Annotated in this window: 19 protein-coding genes; 5 read left to right on the top strand and 14 right to left on the bottom strand. The window is 55.2% G+C overall.

From position 1 onward, the window contains the following. Positions 1–99 precede the first annotated feature (99 nt). The 14 genes from AC1Q8Q_RS11950 to AC1Q8Q_RS12015 all read right to left on the bottom strand — a co-directional run bounded on the left by AC1Q8Q_RS11950 (position 100) and on the right by AC1Q8Q_RS12015 (position 12,440). Positions 100–735: a TraE/TraK family type IV conjugative transfer system protein gene (locus AC1Q8Q_RS11950; protein ID WP_102685508.1), complete on the bottom strand. Its 636-nt coding sequence runs from the start codon at positions 733–735 to the stop codon at positions 100–102. Further along, positions 735–1,022: a type IV conjugative transfer system protein TraL gene (gene traL, locus AC1Q8Q_RS11955; protein ID WP_013100901.1), complete on the bottom strand. Its 288-nt coding sequence runs from the start codon at positions 1,020–1,022 to the stop codon at positions 735–737. Before traL ends, AC1Q8Q_RS11950 begins: the two co-directional genes overlap by 1 nt. After that, entirely contained in the window at positions 1,019–1,804 is a 786-nt protein-coding gene (locus tag AC1Q8Q_RS11960) for a DsbA family protein (protein ID WP_102685507.1), read from the bottom strand. The genes traL and AC1Q8Q_RS11960 overlap by 4 nt, the downstream gene beginning before the upstream one ends. 87 nt (positions 1,805–1,891) lie before the next feature. Next, the gene (locus AC1Q8Q_RS11965; RefSeq protein ID WP_102685506.1) at positions 1,892–2,539 is read right to left on the bottom strand and encodes a DUF4400 domain-containing protein; all 648 of its coding nucleotides are present in this window, start codon (positions 2,537–2,539) and stop codon (positions 1,892–1,894) included. Beyond that, positions 2,532–2,888 (bottom strand): hypothetical protein, encoded by a 357-nt coding sequence (locus AC1Q8Q_RS11970; RefSeq protein ID WP_013100898.1) that lies wholly within the window; start codon positions 2,886–2,888, stop codon positions 2,532–2,534. Before AC1Q8Q_RS11970 ends, AC1Q8Q_RS11965 begins: the two co-directional genes overlap by 8 nt. Before the next feature lie 14 nt (positions 2,889–2,902). After that, entirely contained in the window at positions 2,903–4,732 is a 1,830-nt protein-coding gene (traD, locus tag AC1Q8Q_RS11975) for a conjugative transfer system coupling protein TraD (protein ID WP_102685505.1), read from the bottom strand. After that, on the bottom strand, positions 4,729–7,431 hold the full coding sequence (mobH, locus tag AC1Q8Q_RS11980) for a MobH family relaxase (RefSeq protein ID WP_173677894.1): 2,703 nt from the start codon (positions 7,429–7,431) through the stop codon (positions 4,729–4,731). The genes traD and mobH overlap by 4 nt, the downstream gene beginning before the upstream one ends. Continuing rightward, positions 7,382–8,425, bottom strand: coding sequence for a YqaJ viral recombinase family protein (locus AC1Q8Q_RS11985; protein ID WP_013100895.1), 1,044 nt, complete (start codon positions 8,423–8,425; stop codon positions 7,382–7,384). Before AC1Q8Q_RS11985 ends, mobH begins: the two co-directional genes overlap by 50 nt. Continuing rightward, on the bottom strand, positions 8,412–9,020 hold the full coding sequence (locus AC1Q8Q_RS11990; RefSeq protein ID WP_013100894.1) for a hypothetical protein: 609 nt from the start codon (positions 9,018–9,020) through the stop codon (positions 8,412–8,414). The genes AC1Q8Q_RS11985 and AC1Q8Q_RS11990 overlap by 14 nt, the downstream gene beginning before the upstream one ends. 131 nt (positions 9,021–9,151) lie before the next feature. Next, a complete protein-coding gene (locus tag AC1Q8Q_RS11995) occupies positions 9,152–9,655 on the bottom strand; it encodes a hypothetical protein (RefSeq protein WP_013100893.1) in 504 nt (167 codons plus the stop codon). Further along, positions 9,636–9,815, bottom strand: coding sequence for a ubiquitin family protein (locus tag AC1Q8Q_RS12000; RefSeq protein ID WP_033040792.1), 180 nt, complete (start codon positions 9,813–9,815; stop codon positions 9,636–9,638). Before AC1Q8Q_RS12000 ends, AC1Q8Q_RS11995 begins: the two co-directional genes overlap by 20 nt. 82 nt (positions 9,816–9,897) lie before the next feature. Then, positions 9,898–10,524, bottom strand: coding sequence for a hypothetical protein (locus tag AC1Q8Q_RS12005; protein ID WP_013100892.1), 627 nt, complete (start codon positions 10,522–10,524; stop codon positions 9,898–9,900). Positions 10,525–10,765: 241 nt separating this feature from the next. After that, complete coding sequence (locus tag AC1Q8Q_RS12010; RefSeq protein ID WP_013100891.1) at positions 10,766–11,857, bottom strand: RecT family recombinase; 1,092 nt, start codon at positions 11,855–11,857, stop codon at positions 10,766–10,768. 67 nt (positions 11,858–11,924) lie between these two features. Next, positions 11,925–12,440, bottom strand: a complete 516-nt coding sequence (locus tag AC1Q8Q_RS12015; RefSeq protein ID WP_013100890.1) for a single-stranded DNA-binding protein — start codon at positions 12,438–12,440, stop codon at positions 11,925–11,927. A gap of 423 nt (positions 12,441–12,863) precedes the next feature. Between AC1Q8Q_RS12015 and AC1Q8Q_RS12020 the strand changes: the two genes are divergently transcribed. From AC1Q8Q_RS12020 to AC1Q8Q_RS12040, 5 genes are all read left to right on the top strand, one after another. Continuing rightward, positions 12,864–13,421, top strand: a complete 558-nt coding sequence (locus tag AC1Q8Q_RS12020) for a hypothetical protein (protein ID WP_492615070.1) — start codon at positions 12,864–12,866, stop codon at positions 13,419–13,421. A gap of 6 nt (positions 13,422–13,427) precedes the next feature. Next, the gene (locus tag AC1Q8Q_RS12025; RefSeq protein ID WP_084342119.1) at positions 13,428–14,276 is read left to right on the top strand and encodes a DsbA family protein; all 849 of its coding nucleotides are present in this window, start codon (positions 13,428–13,430) and stop codon (positions 14,274–14,276) included. 408 nt (positions 14,277–14,684) lie between these two features. Next, on the top strand, positions 14,685–15,593 hold the full coding sequence (locus tag AC1Q8Q_RS12030; protein WP_102685503.1) for a ParB/RepB/Spo0J family partition protein: 909 nt from the start codon (positions 14,685–14,687) through the stop codon (positions 15,591–15,593). A gap of 10 nt (positions 15,594–15,603) precedes the next feature. After that, a complete protein-coding gene (gene csrA, locus AC1Q8Q_RS12035) occupies positions 15,604–15,777 on the top strand; it encodes a carbon storage regulator CsrA (protein WP_102685502.1) in 174 nt (57 codons plus the stop codon). An 81-nt stretch (positions 15,778–15,858) separates the two neighbouring features. Beyond that, positions 15,859–16,695, top strand: a complete 837-nt coding sequence (locus AC1Q8Q_RS12040) for a hypothetical protein (RefSeq protein ID WP_102685501.1) — start codon at positions 15,859–15,861, stop codon at positions 16,693–16,695.

Genomic DNA, 16,695 nt, shown 5'->3' on the forward strand with positions numbered 1-16,695 from the left:
GAAAACGGAGGGGTATTTTTTGTAGCCGCGGACTCGCGATACCAACAAAAAACCCATGCCAAAGACATTGACATGGGCTTCTTTCGCCTCAGCTTAGCGCTACTGATTCTTTCTCTTCTCGCGCTCTGCTTGTTTCTCAGCCTTGCTGTTCTCGCGATCAACCACATCCTGGGTTCGAGCATCCCCAGAGTTCGTACTAACCCAACTCAGTACAGGCTTGTAGTCTTTGATCATAAGCTCGAACTCATAGGTTCGGTTGCTACGCTTTTTGTCGCCCGCCGGCCCTTCGCTTACGGAGCGACCAGTAACGTAGAACTTGTTCTCGTTGAGGTTATCGCGGAGCACTTTCTGCGGCTCGAAGCTCAGGGTCACTCGATCCTGGCGGATCTGATGAATCTGAGTATCGAGAACCTTCATCGTATCTTGATAGATCGACTTGTCGAGGATAGGCCCCAGGGCGTCTTTTACGACAGAGGCATTATGCGGGGTAACGTTGCCTAGCATCATTGCGATGTAAAGAGCCCATGCGTCGGCGTACTCCCCGGAACTTTGCGTTTTACTGACCCAGGCGGTCTCAGTCAGGGTAGGCGGTATCACAGTGACCACTTCATCCTTGTTGAGAGCAGAGCAAGACACCAGCAGATTGCTCAATACAAGGCCTGCAACGGCAATGCGCAAGAACTGATTTTCTCCCCGCATGCCATCGAACGAATTGCTAAGCGACTTAAAAAGCATCAGACGAACTCTCTCTCGTAGGAATTGGGCATGGATCGCACACTCTTCCGGCCAATAGCTCCCCAGTGCCAGTAAATAGCGTGAAGCAGATAGCCGTCAGGGCGGTTGTCGCAGAAGCGCCGATAGAAGCGGGCGAGCAGAAGACCTACCACTGTGCAAAGAATCAGCTGTGCCAGAAGAACGCCTGCGACCAAACCGATCCCTATCGGCATGACCTCATCCAAACGCCAAAACATCACGTGCGGCGGCTGGTCGATGTATGCCGGGATTTTGATTGGCTCACTCACTTGCCACCCCCTGCTTTGCTGAGGCTGGCTATCGCTTTGAGGATGCCTTCATGACTAGCGTTAGCACCTTGGAGGACCATCGACATACCTGTCTGGTTGTCCAGGAGCAGGGTCGAAGGGGTCTGTTGGATGCCCAGCTTAATGGCTTGATCGAGATCGCCAGTTACTCGCTCGATGGCCTGCTTCGAGTCTGTGCAGGCTGCAAAGCGCTTCCCATCCAGGCCAAGATCGGTCGCAAGAGACACGAGCGATTCCGAAACTCCCTTGCCGTTGCCACCGGTTTTATCGAACACCGTCTGGGTGTACTTCCAGGCAGCATCTGAGCCACCTTGCTCACCAGCACACTCGATGGCCAGGGCTTGTCGCCGGGAGGCCTCTCCAAGGGCTGGGACATGGAGAATCGCGGCATTGATTTGTCCAGCCGAAGACTCGATAAGCGCTTTCAGCAGGGGGAAGTGATCGCGGCAGTAAGGGCATTCCGTATCCGTCATCTCGACGAGCGTGTACCGAGCAGATGAAGAGCCATAGATCCAGTTGTCCGGAGCTGCGGGGATATCATCTTCTGGAAGCTGTTTGAGGTTATCGACAATCTCTTGGATCGCGGCGGGGTCAACTGCCTGTGCTTTCGCAACAGACAATTCACCCTCGAGGCTTTTGACTTGGCCTTGTAGCTGGCTCATGGTGGTGAAGTGGTAGTACGAGCCAACTACCAGAGCGGTGGCAAGGGCTGTGATAGCAATAGCAAAAGGGATCGTTTTCGAGGGTGTTGTTTTCGTTGCCATAAGGGTCAGCCTGTCGTGGTGTTAGGGGCATTCTGCGGATAAACGCAGCCTGAAAGTTCCGTTTTCAGGCGGTTTTATGGTCAGAATTCAAATGCGCTTTGGCAGGTTGCTGATCAGCACGGAAAGCACGACAGGCAGCATGATGACGATGAAGGTTGAGATAACGAGCGGCGGTAAAGGTAGAGGCATCAACACGCTGAGCACGATGAGCATTCCGCCCCATGACAGGACGATCGCGGCGTTGTTATTCAAGAACGGTGATGAGTAGTCGAATCCATGCCGCTTGGCATTCCAGCGCATCCAGCCGGCGTAAATGGCCGGCACCAGAACCGCGATCAGCAGTGGCAGCCAGTAAAGCGTTAAAACGATCCGGTAAACCATCTGGTAGATGATTTTCTGGACGGCCTCACCTCGGGACTCAAGATACCGAAACCACCAATCCACGTTCTTTTCGAAGGCATCCACGGTGCCGCCTCGAGGCATCAGCATGTCGGAGACAACCTTTTTTGCCCCGGAGTCGATGACAAGTGCCGAGTAGTAGCGATTGGTCTTTTCAAGCACCTTATCCATGTCGGAATCGCCAAGCAGTTCGATGCCCCATTTCCGCTCTTTCAGCATTACCGTATCCACCAGCTTGTTCGGCGCAACGGTTGCCAGCATCAGGATCAGGACGAAGAAGAACGCTATAGAGGCCATAACGCCCTTTGGCCACTTTTCTTCAAGCATCTCAGCCATTGATCAGGAACTCCCGGATAGGTTGCGGGACATTGGTTGTTTCGCACCACAAGACAACATCATCCGGTGCAGGGGCGTTGCCGTAGCTCGTGAGGATCTGGAGGATGTGGCCGAGCACCACCCGGAGCCGAATGAAGTCGCTGATGCCCTCGCGACACATACGCTGGTAGGCCACCAGCACATCAATCAGGGCCGCACCAATTACCTCGGGTTTATGGCCCGCCTCAAGCATCTTGAAGATGAATTGCGTGCCACAACGCCATTCCAGGTCAAACGTGCGCAGTCGAGTTGTTGAGGCCTCATCCAGGCCAGTGAGCCGCTGAATTTCTAGTGGAATCGAGACAGTCATTTTTTGCTCCGGAATCAGTTGGCAGTCGGGCCGGTGAGGATGGGCAGTCGCCCCTTACGGATATCGCCGCCCGCAAACACTGCGAGATATTCGAGGTCTGGTAGCTCGCCGAGGAGCGCTGTTGGGAAGCGCTCACCCTCCTCTTGCATAAGGCGCTCCCCAACATTCCCGCCCTGCACCACACCGCCTTCACCTGCCGAGTTGCCCTGAGTACGCATGACGTATTTGTAGCGAGTTGGCGTCATCTTTTTCGCCACGAACTCCTGCGTATCGGTATCAAGGATGCGGAGGCAGATGATGTTGTTCGCGTTCCCCAGAACCTGCATGGCTTTGGCTTCGTCACCCATGCGGGCCTTGAAGTCGGCGATGGTCTGGGTTGCGATGTAGAGATTTATTCCTGCGCCGCGGCCCTTGTTCAGCAGCTGGATGAGCTGGTCATTGATAACCTCAGCAGCCTCGTCGACAAAGATGTTCACCGGCTTGGGCAACCTGTGGTTGTAGATCTCGCCTGCGGTCGATGCCAGATCGGCCAGCGCCAGCGAGCCGATAGTTGAGCCCACCATTGAGTCAGCGAGCGAGTCGAGGCCCAGGTAAAGAACCTGGTCGGCGTTGATGACAGAGTTCAGGTCACTGATTCGGCGCGGGTCTTCATCGTCGGTGTGCGGGGAAAGCAGTGGCCCCATTTCACCGGAGGTAAGCATCACCAGGATTGGAAGAAGGCCAGCAATCATCTTGCTGAAGTGCGATCGCTCGTGCTCGAGCATGGTGAGCAGGCCTTCCAGATCGGTATTGGCTTCCACCTTCGCGATGTCGTTGTAATAGACCTTCCGCAATACCTTCGCCTTTTCTTCGATGTTCCGAACCTTGGCCGAAAGAATTGCTGATTCGGCCATCCTCGCGAATTCATCTTCACCGAAGACCTTTGAACCGAAGGCCATGACCACCTTGATAGTCAGCCCAGGGACATCCCCCTCAAGGGTTCTCCTGAGGCCGACAAGGGTGGGCAGGATGTTGCAGATCAACATGGCTTGAATCACGCTGTTCAAGGACATCTGCGCAAAGGCTTGGAACGGATCGCCGGCTTCGCTTTTCATCAGCACTGCGACACGGGAGGCAACTTCAGTTGCGCGGCCGTAGTTCTTGGTCAAAGACAGACGAACCGACTTGTCGGGGTGCGCAGGATGGAAATATTTGAACAGGCTGGCCTTTCCCATCGCCTTGCATGTCCGCTCACATGTTTCGGCTAGGCCTTTATCGCCTTTCGGATCGATCACGATCACCGGTTCACCACGAGCGATACACTGGGATATGGCCAGGTCGAACCAGCGGGTCTTGCCGGCCCCTGTTGTGCCCAGTACGAGGTGGTGAATCGAACGCTGATCTGCTGGCCGGAGACATGGCTCCTCCTCATCCATGCCGATCCCGTGTATCCATTTCGTACCCTTAACCTCAGCGTTGCGGCGGCCACGCTTGCCGATAATGGCCTCGATATCCATCGCCTGGAGCTCAAATGCGTACTGGCCGTGCCGCTGTCGCCAAGGGAAAGCCTCGCCGAAATAGAACTCGTGTGGGTGTCTCTTCACCAGCTCCATCACCTCCTCCAAGGTGATGAAGGAGAGATCTGCTCCAACGAGACAGGCTTTTGCCCGATGAACGCGGAGGGCCCTTGGTATGGCCGCTAACGCAAATCCAGCCTGCACGCCAAGCGTTATCAGGTATGGGGTTACCGGCATCTCCGTCATCAATTGAACGGCGGTGCCGGCGAGCATGGACGAACCCCACGCAACTGCTTCCCGCGCCTCGTAGTTTTTCCGCCAGTAACTGGTGTAGTCCCATTCACTCATTTTTTGGGAAGCTCCTCGTAAAGGGGGCGAACGAAGATTTTTCTGCGCTTGGCGACCTTGACGGCATCGCGGAAGCAGAACACCGCGTTCTCTAGAGATGTTGGCGTGATGCCGAACTGCTCAGCGACATTCGTGAGCATGTAGGTTGTGAGGCTGAGCACAGGTGATCCGCCTATTTCCTCAAGTACGGCCTTCTCGATCAGCGACTTCACAGCCTGCTCGAGGCTTGGGATGTCGGCCTCGCGAAGCCGGGATATGTGAGGAATAACCCAGTCCAGCTCCGCTAACTTGCAGTAAATAACGCTGTAGTCGGACGTGAGCATGAAGCCTTCACGGGACTGTAGGGTTCGGGTCAGGGCTGGCCCCTCGACGGTAATGTCCTGCCACAGCCAGCCCGCATGGACGAGCGGGTGGATGTCCTCAGCAAGGAAGGAGGATTTCCCCAGTCGAACGAATACCTTGTTTCTCGCTAATGCCGCGTTCTCGGGGTCTTGAGTAGCGGTGATGAGCTTTTGGGCAAGATCAGGTTGTTGTTCCAGCAGGTAGCATTCGTGCGCTGTAAGCTTCGAGACGACACCGGCTGGCAAGATGCTGGAAGCGCCTGGCACCTCCTCCGCCACGCGGCAGACCTCTCCGTCTTTCTGCTTCTTCGATTCCACCGGAGGCGTAGTTTTAGGCGTGCGTTTGCCTTGCCCCATGATGGAGTTGAGGGAGATCTTTTCCTGACGAGGCAACAGCTCCTGCGCCCCCTGCCCTGATCCAGCCTGCGTATCAGCATCAGAGGGATCGGAGCTAATTTCAGCCTCAGCTGGCGGGAGTGATTCTTCTTGCTGAGGCTCAGCCGCCGGCGAGTGAGGACTCAAGAAAAGCAGCATTTCCTCAAGGCTGGCAGGAGGCTCCTGAGGTGCTTCTTCCTCCTCCTCAGCATCCACAGCTTCCTCTGGTTGGGAGGAAGCAATTACAGCCGTATCGTCACCTGCCGGCTCTGACTCCACACCCACAGGGGCGTCTTCGGCGGGGTTCTGCGCTTGTTTGAGGCTAACCCCTGAAGAGGCGGTTGTTGGTACCGGAGCTGCTTGCCTTGGAGCCGCTTTTTTCTTTCTTGCTGGTTTCGACGATGCGGATTCTTTTGGAGGTGTAGGCCCCGAATCAGCGTCAGTATCCCCGCTCGAGTCCCCAGTCAGATCAGCCCCAAACAGGTCTTCCTGATGCTCACTCAGCGCGTTCGCTGCTGCGCCAGCCGTATCGTTAGGAGCAATGACATCCTTCTGCTTTCCCTCCTTCCCAAGGCTGATGGAAACTGGCGGCGGAATCGGTGTGGTTGGAAAAAGGATGTCCGGATTCACAAGCTTCATGCAGCGCAGCGCCGGGCCTTTGCCGTTCTTGCGCAGAAGGTGAGGCGTAACCAGCCAGTACAGGTCGCCGTTTGGGGCTCTCTCTGCTATCCCGTGCTCTACCAAGGTACCAATTAGCGTGTCAGGTGATCGCGGGATGGCCACAACCCCATCACCGACCAGCATGCTCACAATCTCCTCGGCACCCTGGTTCCAAGCGATGTAGACGCCATCAGTTGCAACCCATACGCGGCCGGCAGGCGTGTTGATCTTCCAGGTTCCGTCACTCAGCAACCGCAGCATTGCATCCGACACCAACCGCGGTACCGGGACACCTGTTGCATTGCCCCCGCCATTATTCGAGCCTCGATTGAGGTCACGCTTGGTGGATGCAGAGTCGGCCCACTTGACCAACTCGGTCAGAGGCGAGCTTCCGCTCCCGGAAATTGCATCGAGGAGCGCTTCATAGATGTCGTGGCCACCTTCAATCAGCCACGCCTGTACGGCTGGCGGAATGATCCGTGTTGCTTGCGCTACAGAGACCTGAACGTGATTCCCATGCCTATTGGAATTCCAATGCAGGAAATAGCGGGTCAACTTGTTGCGCACAGACCAGTCATGAAGCGTTTCCTGCGCGTAGATCCACTGGTTGTTGCCTTCAAAATCGGTGGCGCGAATATCCGTGAGAGGCTTCCCTGCGTCGTGTAGCAGCCCTGACGCGATGCCCGCGACGTACCACCGACGCAGGCGCATGCTTCGCCGTGCCGGGGTCTCGTTTGTATCAAAGGCTGTCGTAAGGCACCCATCCAGGGTGAGCGAGGCGACCTCAAGGCTATGTCGGAGCAACCCCCCTGGGCCGGAGTGATGGTGGTTCTCCGACGCCGGCAGCATGTGCGCCAATTCGGCGAAATTCACCAGGATCGGCTCAACGTAGAGCTTGAGGTCACTGGCAGGCATTCCGACTGAATGAATAATCCGATCGAACAGCTCGTGCTGATAATTGCGCATGAACCACTGCCCGCTAACCAGCCCTGGATAACCCTCTTGGTAAGGTGGGTACCGAAGGTTTCGCCAGTTATGGTTCTCCAGGTACCGCTTGATTTCAGGAGTAATCATCTGCTCGGCCGGGTGCGCGAAGCTGTCCGTAAGGGCACGCTCGCTTCGAGGCCACAGGCGTTTCAGGAATGAAAATGGAGGCATACGCTTCTCGGCCATGTTGTGTGCTGAGAATGATGCGTGAGGGATACCGCCTTGAGTTTCGTTTTCAGGCAGTTTTATGGTCGAAAAAAAGCCCGGCAAGTGCCGGGCTGAGGGGTTAGAACCAGAAGGTTCCGAAAAACTGTGACGGCTCTTCGACCGTCTCATTTATTGCGTCCACCTTTTGCCGTATGCGGGGCAACGGCTCAGGTTTGGCCTTACTTTCATCGTAGGAGGCATCCACAGAGACCCGCGTAGCCATTGACGAACCGGTCTGGTGTCTCGCGATCACATCGGGCGGAATAACCGCCTCCAGCTCGTGCGCAACACCTTTCCAATCCACAGTGCCAGCCACTTCGTAGCTCGTGACTTTCACACCCAGAGCATCGGCCCGGCGGAACTCCCCCAGCAACGGCAGGATCTCGGCCTCAAGGTCTTTTGCTTCCTTGGTGAGCACTTTCAACTGGGCCTTCAGCTCAGCAATCTTGCTCTCCTTCGCTCTCCTGGCATTTGCTAGCGGACGCCATGCAGCCAGGTCCAGCCTATCCAGCGGAATAACGTCCCGCTTTGGATCGGCCTCAGGCGGCACACCGCGCATCACCAGCCCCCAGAAGATTTCTTCTGCCTGAATGATTCGTCTCACCAGAAGGTCATCCCAGTCAACGATCAAACAGCAGGGTTCATGCTTCGGCGACCAAAACCACAGGTAACCGCGCCGTGCTCCACTGACGATCATCTGGTGCATCACTTGCCAGCGGTACAGCTTAAATGCCTTGCTATGCTCCCTGAGTTGCAGCACCTCCAGATGGTTGGTTTCGGAGAGATTCTTGATCTCTACCGGAGACTTGTCATCCAGAACCCCATCGAACGATGCCCGAATAAAAGGGTATGCGGTCGACTCTGCACAGAACGGCAAAGCCATCTTGCCGTACTTATCCTCAAAGGCTTGTAGCGCTAGCGGTTCGAATTTGACTCCCCTCCTAACCTGCGGGATTACCGACAAGTCAGCTGGCTCGACAATTCCAACCAATTCCTTCCACAGCTCCAGGGGCGTTTTATCAGGGTTTTCACCCATGATGACAGCGCAACTGGTTGCACTGATGCCTTCCCTTCGCCACTCGTGCCAATCAGGAGTCCGCTGCGCGATGTCAACGATTTTCATTGTCGACACCCTCATGGAACCCCAGCCTGGCCATTACCTCATACGCATGCAGAACACCGTTGTTACGGAACTCAGCACAGAGCTTCAGGTCGTGGAACAGCTCGGTTTTCTTCAACTTTGTGGTGCTGTAGAAGCCCTTCGCAAAGTTTGTTTCTGGATCAAGCACATCGACATAGCCGAGCCCGTCAAGCAGCGTCTTGCGTAGCAAGTCAGCATGGCTCAGCACATTCGCTATGCGCTCATCTAGTGGGCCTGATGTGAAGAAGTTGAACTGCAAGCCAATTTCTTCTCCGAGCAGCCGTAACGCCCTACAGACGGCGTTATACCGCTCCTTTCTCAGCTCTTCGGCCTTCGCATGGAAGTCCTGGAGCCGCTTACTGTAAACAACACCCCATTCGCGCAGCTGCTTTTCGTCTGCTTCCGTCAATCCCTGAAGGTCAGGGTTCTCAGGCCAGTTATCCAGATCCATGAACATGCTGAGTTTCCCCAACATGGTTTTTTCTTGGATCTCGACTCCTAACTCCGAATTGCGGTGAGCGACGATTGCGGCTTCTACGGCATGGAATGCCTTGCAGCATGACTCAAAGGTCTTCATTGATTTCTCCTTTTCTCAAGTTCACCACCCTGGCTCGAAAACCCAAGTGGCACCCCCGGAAAGGCGAAACCCCAGAGGGCTTTCGCCCCCTGGGGGATATTCTTTCTCTGGTGTTCCAGTGATGCTCACGATTACGCAACCTTCGCGTAGCGGGAGTAGATTTCTTCTCGCTTGCGCATGGCATCCTCGAAGCTCAACTGACCTGCATTGCAAGCCTGAATCACTGCGACGATCTCCATGCCGCGCTGCCATTCAGCGGTACCCGACAATCGATCAAGCGCCCCCATATCTAGAAGTGCGTATCCATCGTCAAGCATGTCGCCAATGCACAGCTCCGGCGTGTCATGCGTGCAATGGCCGGTGAAGCCATCACGTTGAAACGCCTGCCACCGAAAGCGCCCTTGCTGAGATGCGTCTGGGATAAGAACACCCCAGGCATCCCGGCTCCGATGCTTCAGCGTCAAGCCAAGTCCGTGGATAGTGAACTGACAAAGCAGGTACTCCAGGAGAATGAGCTTCACCTGAAATTGCTCGATCATTTCGTCAGCGTATTCCGCGAACGCACCACCCTCTTCTTTCATCTCCCCCCAGCTAGCAAGGGAGTCCTTCAGCCCCTCAACGGTTGACGGTCGCATTGTTCTGCTCTCCTGGAAGGGAGTGGGTCAGAACGGCAAAAAAACCCGGATGGGCCTTCTCTGCTTTGTCGATCGCTTCGCCGAAGGTGGTTGCTTCACAACGGAAGGTAGCCTTCTGCTGTGTATGCAGGATGGTCATCGATAGGATGTAAGTCCGCATGGTGTATCTCCTTCTCAGATTTTTAGCCCTGAAAAAGAGGCACCTTCCCTGAGGGGCGGTGCCCCTCAGGGATAGCGATTACTCAGTTGATTCGCTGGTATTGCCCAGCTTCAACCAGCTGCTTTGCTTGGCCTGCAAGATGCTCTACTACGCCGTTAGAAAGCGGATCGCTGCCATAGAAACCCCAGCAGCTATCTGTCTCCTCGCCGTCTTCAATCACCTTGAAGCCCCACACATCGCCGGTTAGGTACTGGTCATAAACCTCGACCTCCCCAACCAGCATGGCGGTTACTTTTTCGGTGCGTGACTTGTTCAGCCGTTTCCAGCCCTGCTCAGCACACACTTTCGCCTTGCTCACGAAAATAAAGCCCACTTGCCCACTGTCCCAGGGGCAGGCGAACGGCTTGGTTCTCATCGTGATGCCGCTGTGATCGTAGAGATACAGCGGCAGAATGATCGCCTTGCCTGTCATTTTGAGAGCTTGTTGGATGTCAGGTACATGAGTTGAGTCGAAGCCCATCTCGTTGAGCTGCCTTTCGGACAGGTGCTCGTAGATCAGGTCAAGCGCCTCAGTAGCTCCATCCTCATCACCCAGAATGTAGCGGCGATGAGCGCAGACCATCATTGCAAGGTTGTCCCACTTGCGCGGGTTTTCTGCGTCGGTGTCATGCATGAGCTGTACGGTGACTTTCGGTTGTGCAGTTGCCATATCGTTTTCCTTTCTCAAAAAACGACGAGGGCAATGCGCCCCTGGGGGCGATATGCCCCGTCAGGGAGTTTTTTGCAGATGCCTTACGGCAGCAGCAGGGTCAGGATGAAGACGATCAAGTCAGCCATCTGATTGATTCCTTTTGAACTGACGGAGCACTCCCCTTACGGGAAAGCCCCGCAGGGTTGTGGTCAGTTCGAAGCGCCCTATGCAACAAGGCCCCCCAAAGCGTTTTTTTGCGTCACTCGCCTTGCGACTGAGCAACGTACTGCGCAGATTTCAACTGGGTTACAGCGTAATCCCGAGCGTCTACAGGCCACGTCGAAACGTACTCGAACGCCGGCTCCCAACTATTGGCATCACGAGCACGCCGAACAACTTCCGCAACCTTCTTGATCACCTTTGCAGGTAAATCAGCAGGTGGCGGAACTTGGCTTCCATCACGGACAACTTCACCTTCAATCACATCGTCTGCCGGGGCAGGATCTGCAACCTCTGGTTTAGCGGCCTGTTCGGGGTCTACGGTGGGTTCTGGCTGCTGATTAACCTGGTTAGAGGTCGGCAACGGCTCAGTTTCCACCACATCAGCAGCGCCCATATATCGCTCAACAACTTCAACTGGTACATCGTTGGAAGAGAACCCTTCCCCAGCGTCTGTATTGAGGTACTGAATCACTCCGTCCAGCTTTGAGCCGGTCTGAGGCCAGTATTTCCTTGCAATCTTGATGGCCGACTTCTTGCGCATGGAATCTTCGAAGTCGACCCAAGGGCCTTTCTTCTTGCGTTTCCACAGCTCTGAAGCATCGCGAGCAGCATTGATTTCATCAGCGGTAACCGCCTCAACGTGAACGCGGCCATCAGGCAGAAGAGCTTCGACGTAGCAACCTACAAACTCCCCACGATCAGCCTTCTTGTCGAAAGGGTTGAACGTGTGGGTCGGGCTTTGTCGCTTCCCTCTGTACTCGAATTTGTCTTTCGAGTAGACCAATTCAACGATGCAATCACGGATCGCACCGTCGTTCACAGCGACCTTGACCATGCCCCTCCAGGACACGTCCAAAACCACCTGCCCGTCTCGGGGCACCAAGTACGCGAGCTGTCGGGATTGATTAAGAGTCAATCCGTAAGCCGCAACCTGGCTAAAGGCATTTCTAAGGCTTAGCGGGTTAGTCGTAGCGCACTTGCACAGATAGTCGTTGTTCATCATGGCCTGCGATGCAAACAGCAGCTCATTTTTGAACATCACGTCAGTCTTCGACGACTCCACTAGCTTGATGAACTTTTCTTCTTGCTTCGCAATAATTGCAACTGCGTTTTGGAAGTTATCGCTCATTTCATTTTCCTTTCTAAAAAGAAAACGCACCCGAAGGTGCGTTAATTCTTGACTGACTTCTGCCTGATTAGATGATGTTTAGAAGCAAACGGCTAATTGGGGCAAAAGGGATGTCGTCGTCGAAGCTGTCATAATGCGGATCATGCTGTGGAGCAGGATCGCGTGGTGACTGACTAGGACGTTGTTGTTGCTGTTGCGGACGCTGCTCACGGGGTTGCCCTTGAGAGTTGTCGCGCTCTGGCCTACCACCCAGGAGCTGCATTCTGCCCTGCATGTCGACGATAATTTCGGTGGTGTACCGTTTGATACCGTCTTTTTCCCACTCTCGTGTTTGAAGCTTACCTTCGATGTATACCTGCGATCCTTTCCGCAGATACTCACCAGCGATTTCAGCGACTTTCCCAAACAAAGAAACACGGTGCCATTCGGTCTTTTCGACTTTCTGTCCCGTTTGCTTGTCAGTCCACTGCTCACTTGTTGCAAGGCTGAGATTGGTTACTGCATTACCGTTCGGTAAGTAGCGAGTTTCTGGATCTTGACCACAGGTGCCAACCAAGATCACTTTATTTACGCCGCGAGCCATAGTATTTCTCCATTTAGATAGAACTACGGGGCGGCATTACCCCAATACGGGGGCAATAGCAGCCCCGTTGGGGTTTGGTTTTTCATGGGTTTTTGGTTGTACTTTTGAGACGGCCAACAAGCCGACCATGCGACGAAGCGCATGACTAAATCAGTCCACACATGTGGGCTGACTTAATCTGGGAATTCATGATGGTTGAGATTCAACCATGAGGCGCTGGGCCTGCTAGATGGACTGCAAGGCATGCAATCCGGATTTATAACGCCGAGCTACTCGACGTGATAGGAAGTCTGCAACAAGCAGAATCCAATGGCAAGCGGGTTTTTTGTCGGCGTTTTTTCAGTCGCTTTTTCGTCCTGAAAACGGGCCATCTCCTTTTCTGTACAGAGGAAAATGATCCTTACCAGCCTCAGAGGATCAACCATGCACCACCTTAAATCTCTCCTGCCGCTAGGCCTGGCCATTGGCTTGGCGCTCACAGCGGGTTGTGCCAACAAGCCAGAACCACCTGCCTCAGGCACGCCATTCGAGGTAGCAAGCTACGAGCCCGACATGCGCGAATACCACACCAGTTGGGGGCATACGGGCCGAGGCGGTGCAGCATTGCGAAAACCCACCTATCAACCCGTTCTTGGCAGCCTCGATGTTCTCGAGACCCCGGCCGGGAAGCTTCACCCAGAGCTGCAAGCACGCCTTACAACGAACGATAGCGTTGCAGTCCCCTCATCCATGTTCCAGGCCAACTGTGCTGACTCTGCAAATGTGGCGCAGGCCTTTGCTCTTGGCCAACCCGCGGCAAGCGAGCGCATCGTCACCTTGGCCAAAGCGGCCGGTTCGGTCGATGACTACATTGCCGTCCGGAACAAGCTCTGCAAAGGGGCTCAACGGTTGAGCTACGAGGAGTGGGTCATTCTCGTCGAAGGCACCCCGAAGGATGTCCCTCTTCACCTGAAACCGTCTTTTTCCCCCTCCTATAAGTGATCAGTCATGCCTAAATTCAATCCCACTCTCGCTACAGCCATTGGCGTTTCCATCGTGACCTCTGCCGTTGCTATCGGTGTCTCCGTCCACATGGGTCAGAGCTACACCGACATCGCGGTACAAAATGCCCTTGTGGAGCAGTTGCCAGGCGCGGTCGACAAAACCCTGAAGGATCGTGAAGTTGAGAAGATCAACGCAGCGAAAGCGAAAATCCTCTCGAAGTGGAGCGGCGCAGCTGACACCACCATTGAAGGTCGGCACATCTACGGCAGCAAGGACGCCCAGTTCACCTTGGTCGAGTTCGTTGACCTGGAATGCCCTTATTGCAAGCGCTTCCATGACACGCCAAAGCAGATGGCTGACAAGTCCGAAGGGCGCATTAACTGGGAATGGCAGCATTACCCCCTGGCCTTCCACAACCCCGCAGCGGAAGTGGCAGCTCACGCCTCTGAGTGCGTGGGCGAGGTTGCCGGCAACAAAGCCTTCTGGGCCTTTACTGGCGAATGGTTCGCTCGCACTCAACTCAATGGCCAAGGTGTCGAGGACGTAGAGCGTCTTGCGCAGGAGGTTGGTGCTCCCCTTGATGCCTATCGTCAGTGCATGGAAAGCGGCAAGTACCGGGCCTTGATCGAAGGCCAGGTGAAGAAAGGCACGAACATGGGTGTCACCGGCACGCCAGCAACGGTCGTAGTCGACAACCTGACAGGCAACAAACTGCTGGTGAAGGGTGCCCAAAGCACGCAGGTGCTACTCCAAACCATGCAGCAGCTGGTCAAAATGCGCGACGAGGCTCCCAACCAGGACAAGCTGGATACCCCTGCTGAGGGCGCGGCCAATGAGATCGGTGCTCAATAGGCTGGATGAATGGGCCGACCGGCTAGACGCCGGCGGCACTCGTGCGCTTTGGGGCGCTCGTGACGCCATGACCCAGCAGCTAGAAGGTCGGGTGGGCCTTTTCCGTGCGCTACGCAGGGCCAGTAGCTGGGATGAGGTTTTCGATCTCATCTCAGCCAACGGATACACCCTCATTCCAAACGGAGAGGATTTTATCGCCGCTGACATGAGCACAGGGCTGATGTTCTCTCTCTGGGATTGTGGTCATAGCCGGCTCGTATTTGAGGAGCGGCTTGGTCACTTCCCGGATTCACCTCCTACGAGTCGATGACTCCAACCCCGCTCCGGCGGGGTTTTTCTTGTGCTTGGGATATTCCAGAGCAGTGATGTACTGAGCACACCTCAATAAACGTATCAGGGAGATACGCCATGAACGATCTACCACGCATTGCATCGTTTCGCCAGTTGGACGAACACCTGAAGAAAACTGGTGTTCCACGCGACGAACAGATGATTCGCAACAACATCTACATTGCACCGCTTGACTGGTTTGCAATTGAAGAAGGCTTCAATCTGAGGCCCATCGATCCTGACCATGCCGAAGGCTTCGCCAAGTCTTATGAGCAGGGCCTGTATGTGCCTCCAGTCGTCGCAGAACTGAAGATCATCGACGGCAACCCTCGCCTCGTGATCCGAGAAGGCCACCATCGCCTCACTGGCGCTCGCATCGCAGATGGGCGCGGTGCAAATCTTCCAGGCCTGATGGTCAACGAGTTCAAAGGAAATCAGTCCGACGCTGTTGTGATGATGATCAAGACCAGCGAAGGCAAAGAGCTGCTGCCGCTGGAGCGAGGAGAAGGCTACAAGCGCCTGGCCGGGCAAAACTGGATTCCAGCCCAAATCGCCGATCGCATGAACAGGAGCGTCACTCATGTTGAGCGACTGCTGCTTCTCGCCAACGCCGAGGAGAACGTCAAACAGCTCGTTCGCGACGGCGCAATTAAAGCGTCGCCTGTCATTGATGTTCTGGTGGAGCTGCGAGGAACTGGGCAAGACCCATATCCAAAGCTGCTGGGGATGATCGAAGGAGCAAAGGCCTCCGGTCGTACCCGCGCAACGGGCTCAGACGCCAACAAGGCGCTTGGCAAGTTCAAGGTGACACCCAAGGAAGCCATGAGTGCGTTCAGCGCACTGAGCGGCCTTACAGGAAGCCTGCGCGATCAACTCAAGTCCGGGGGCGATGCGCAGCATGAGTTGCGGCTTGACTCGAAGGCGGCGGAATCGTTGCTGAAGATCCTGGAGAAGTATGAGGCCAGCCAGAACACGGCTGAAGCCTGAGGAGGCAGTAATGCTGCACATTGAGCGCAAGGTAGGGGAGTCGATTCGGCTCGGCAACGACATACAGGTGATCGTCACAAAGGCTGCGAACGGTACGGTCAGGTTGGCGTTTGAAGCGCCGAAAGAGGTGAAGATCTACCGCGAAGAGATCTACCAGCGCATCCAGAACGAAAAAACACCCTGATCACATAGTCGGTCGTTCGACTTCGCTTGGGATCGCCGCCGAAGACGGTAACCTATGGCTATCGAAAAAAGGAGTTTCACCATGAAGAACCGCAGTATAACGATTCGCACCGGGCTTCTCGCCGCAGCTATTGCTCTCCTGGTCGGGTGCTCTTCCTCGCCGAAGGCACCCACCGTACAACTGCCTGACCCGCAGAATGTGCCGAAGGAAAAATGGTCTGATGCGATGCACGTTCTGACTGCCATGAACATTTCTGGTCAGCGTGATGTTCCCCGAGAATTCGTTGTATCCGACCCGACCACGGCGACTCCTAGTACAGGAGGCTCGAGTGTGGCGGACGCTGCTGTTGCCGCAGGCGGCTATGCGTCGCCTCCTCCTGGTGTCAGCAGCAATGCAGCTCTTGGCCTAGGGGTAGGCCTCTTCCTCCTCGGCGGCTCGAGCGATCCAGCTCGCACCTACCAGACTGCCGCTTGGGTACCCAGCACGCTGGCAAAATCGCCCGAAGAAGCGTCTGCCCTGGTCTTGAAGCTAATTGAGGAGGCGCGAGTCAAAGCCTTTCCTCATAACCGCTCAAAACTCAAATCGCTGGTAGGTAAGTATCCGTCAGGTCACGGGAAGGCCTACGATAGTCCCGCAGCTTTCGTGAAAGAAACTCCCGTGCAATTTGCCGACAGAGCCACGCCCCCACCGAGCTTTATTAATGCCGCCGAGGCATATGGGCCAATCTTCATTCTCAATGAGCAGTACACAGTTGATGGAATAAAGAACGACATAACGACCTTGGAAGCCATGACTAAAATTTCCGAAATTCTGCCGGAGTGGTTCTACATGTATCACCCAGGCCAGAAGCTGCGAAAGAACTCTGTACCCGCGCGCATCATCAATAAAGGCCAGGCGATGTATTTCATTGGGAAATAG

The sequence above is a fragment of the Pseudomonas sp. GW823-FHT06B06 genome (genome assembly GCF_058795195.1).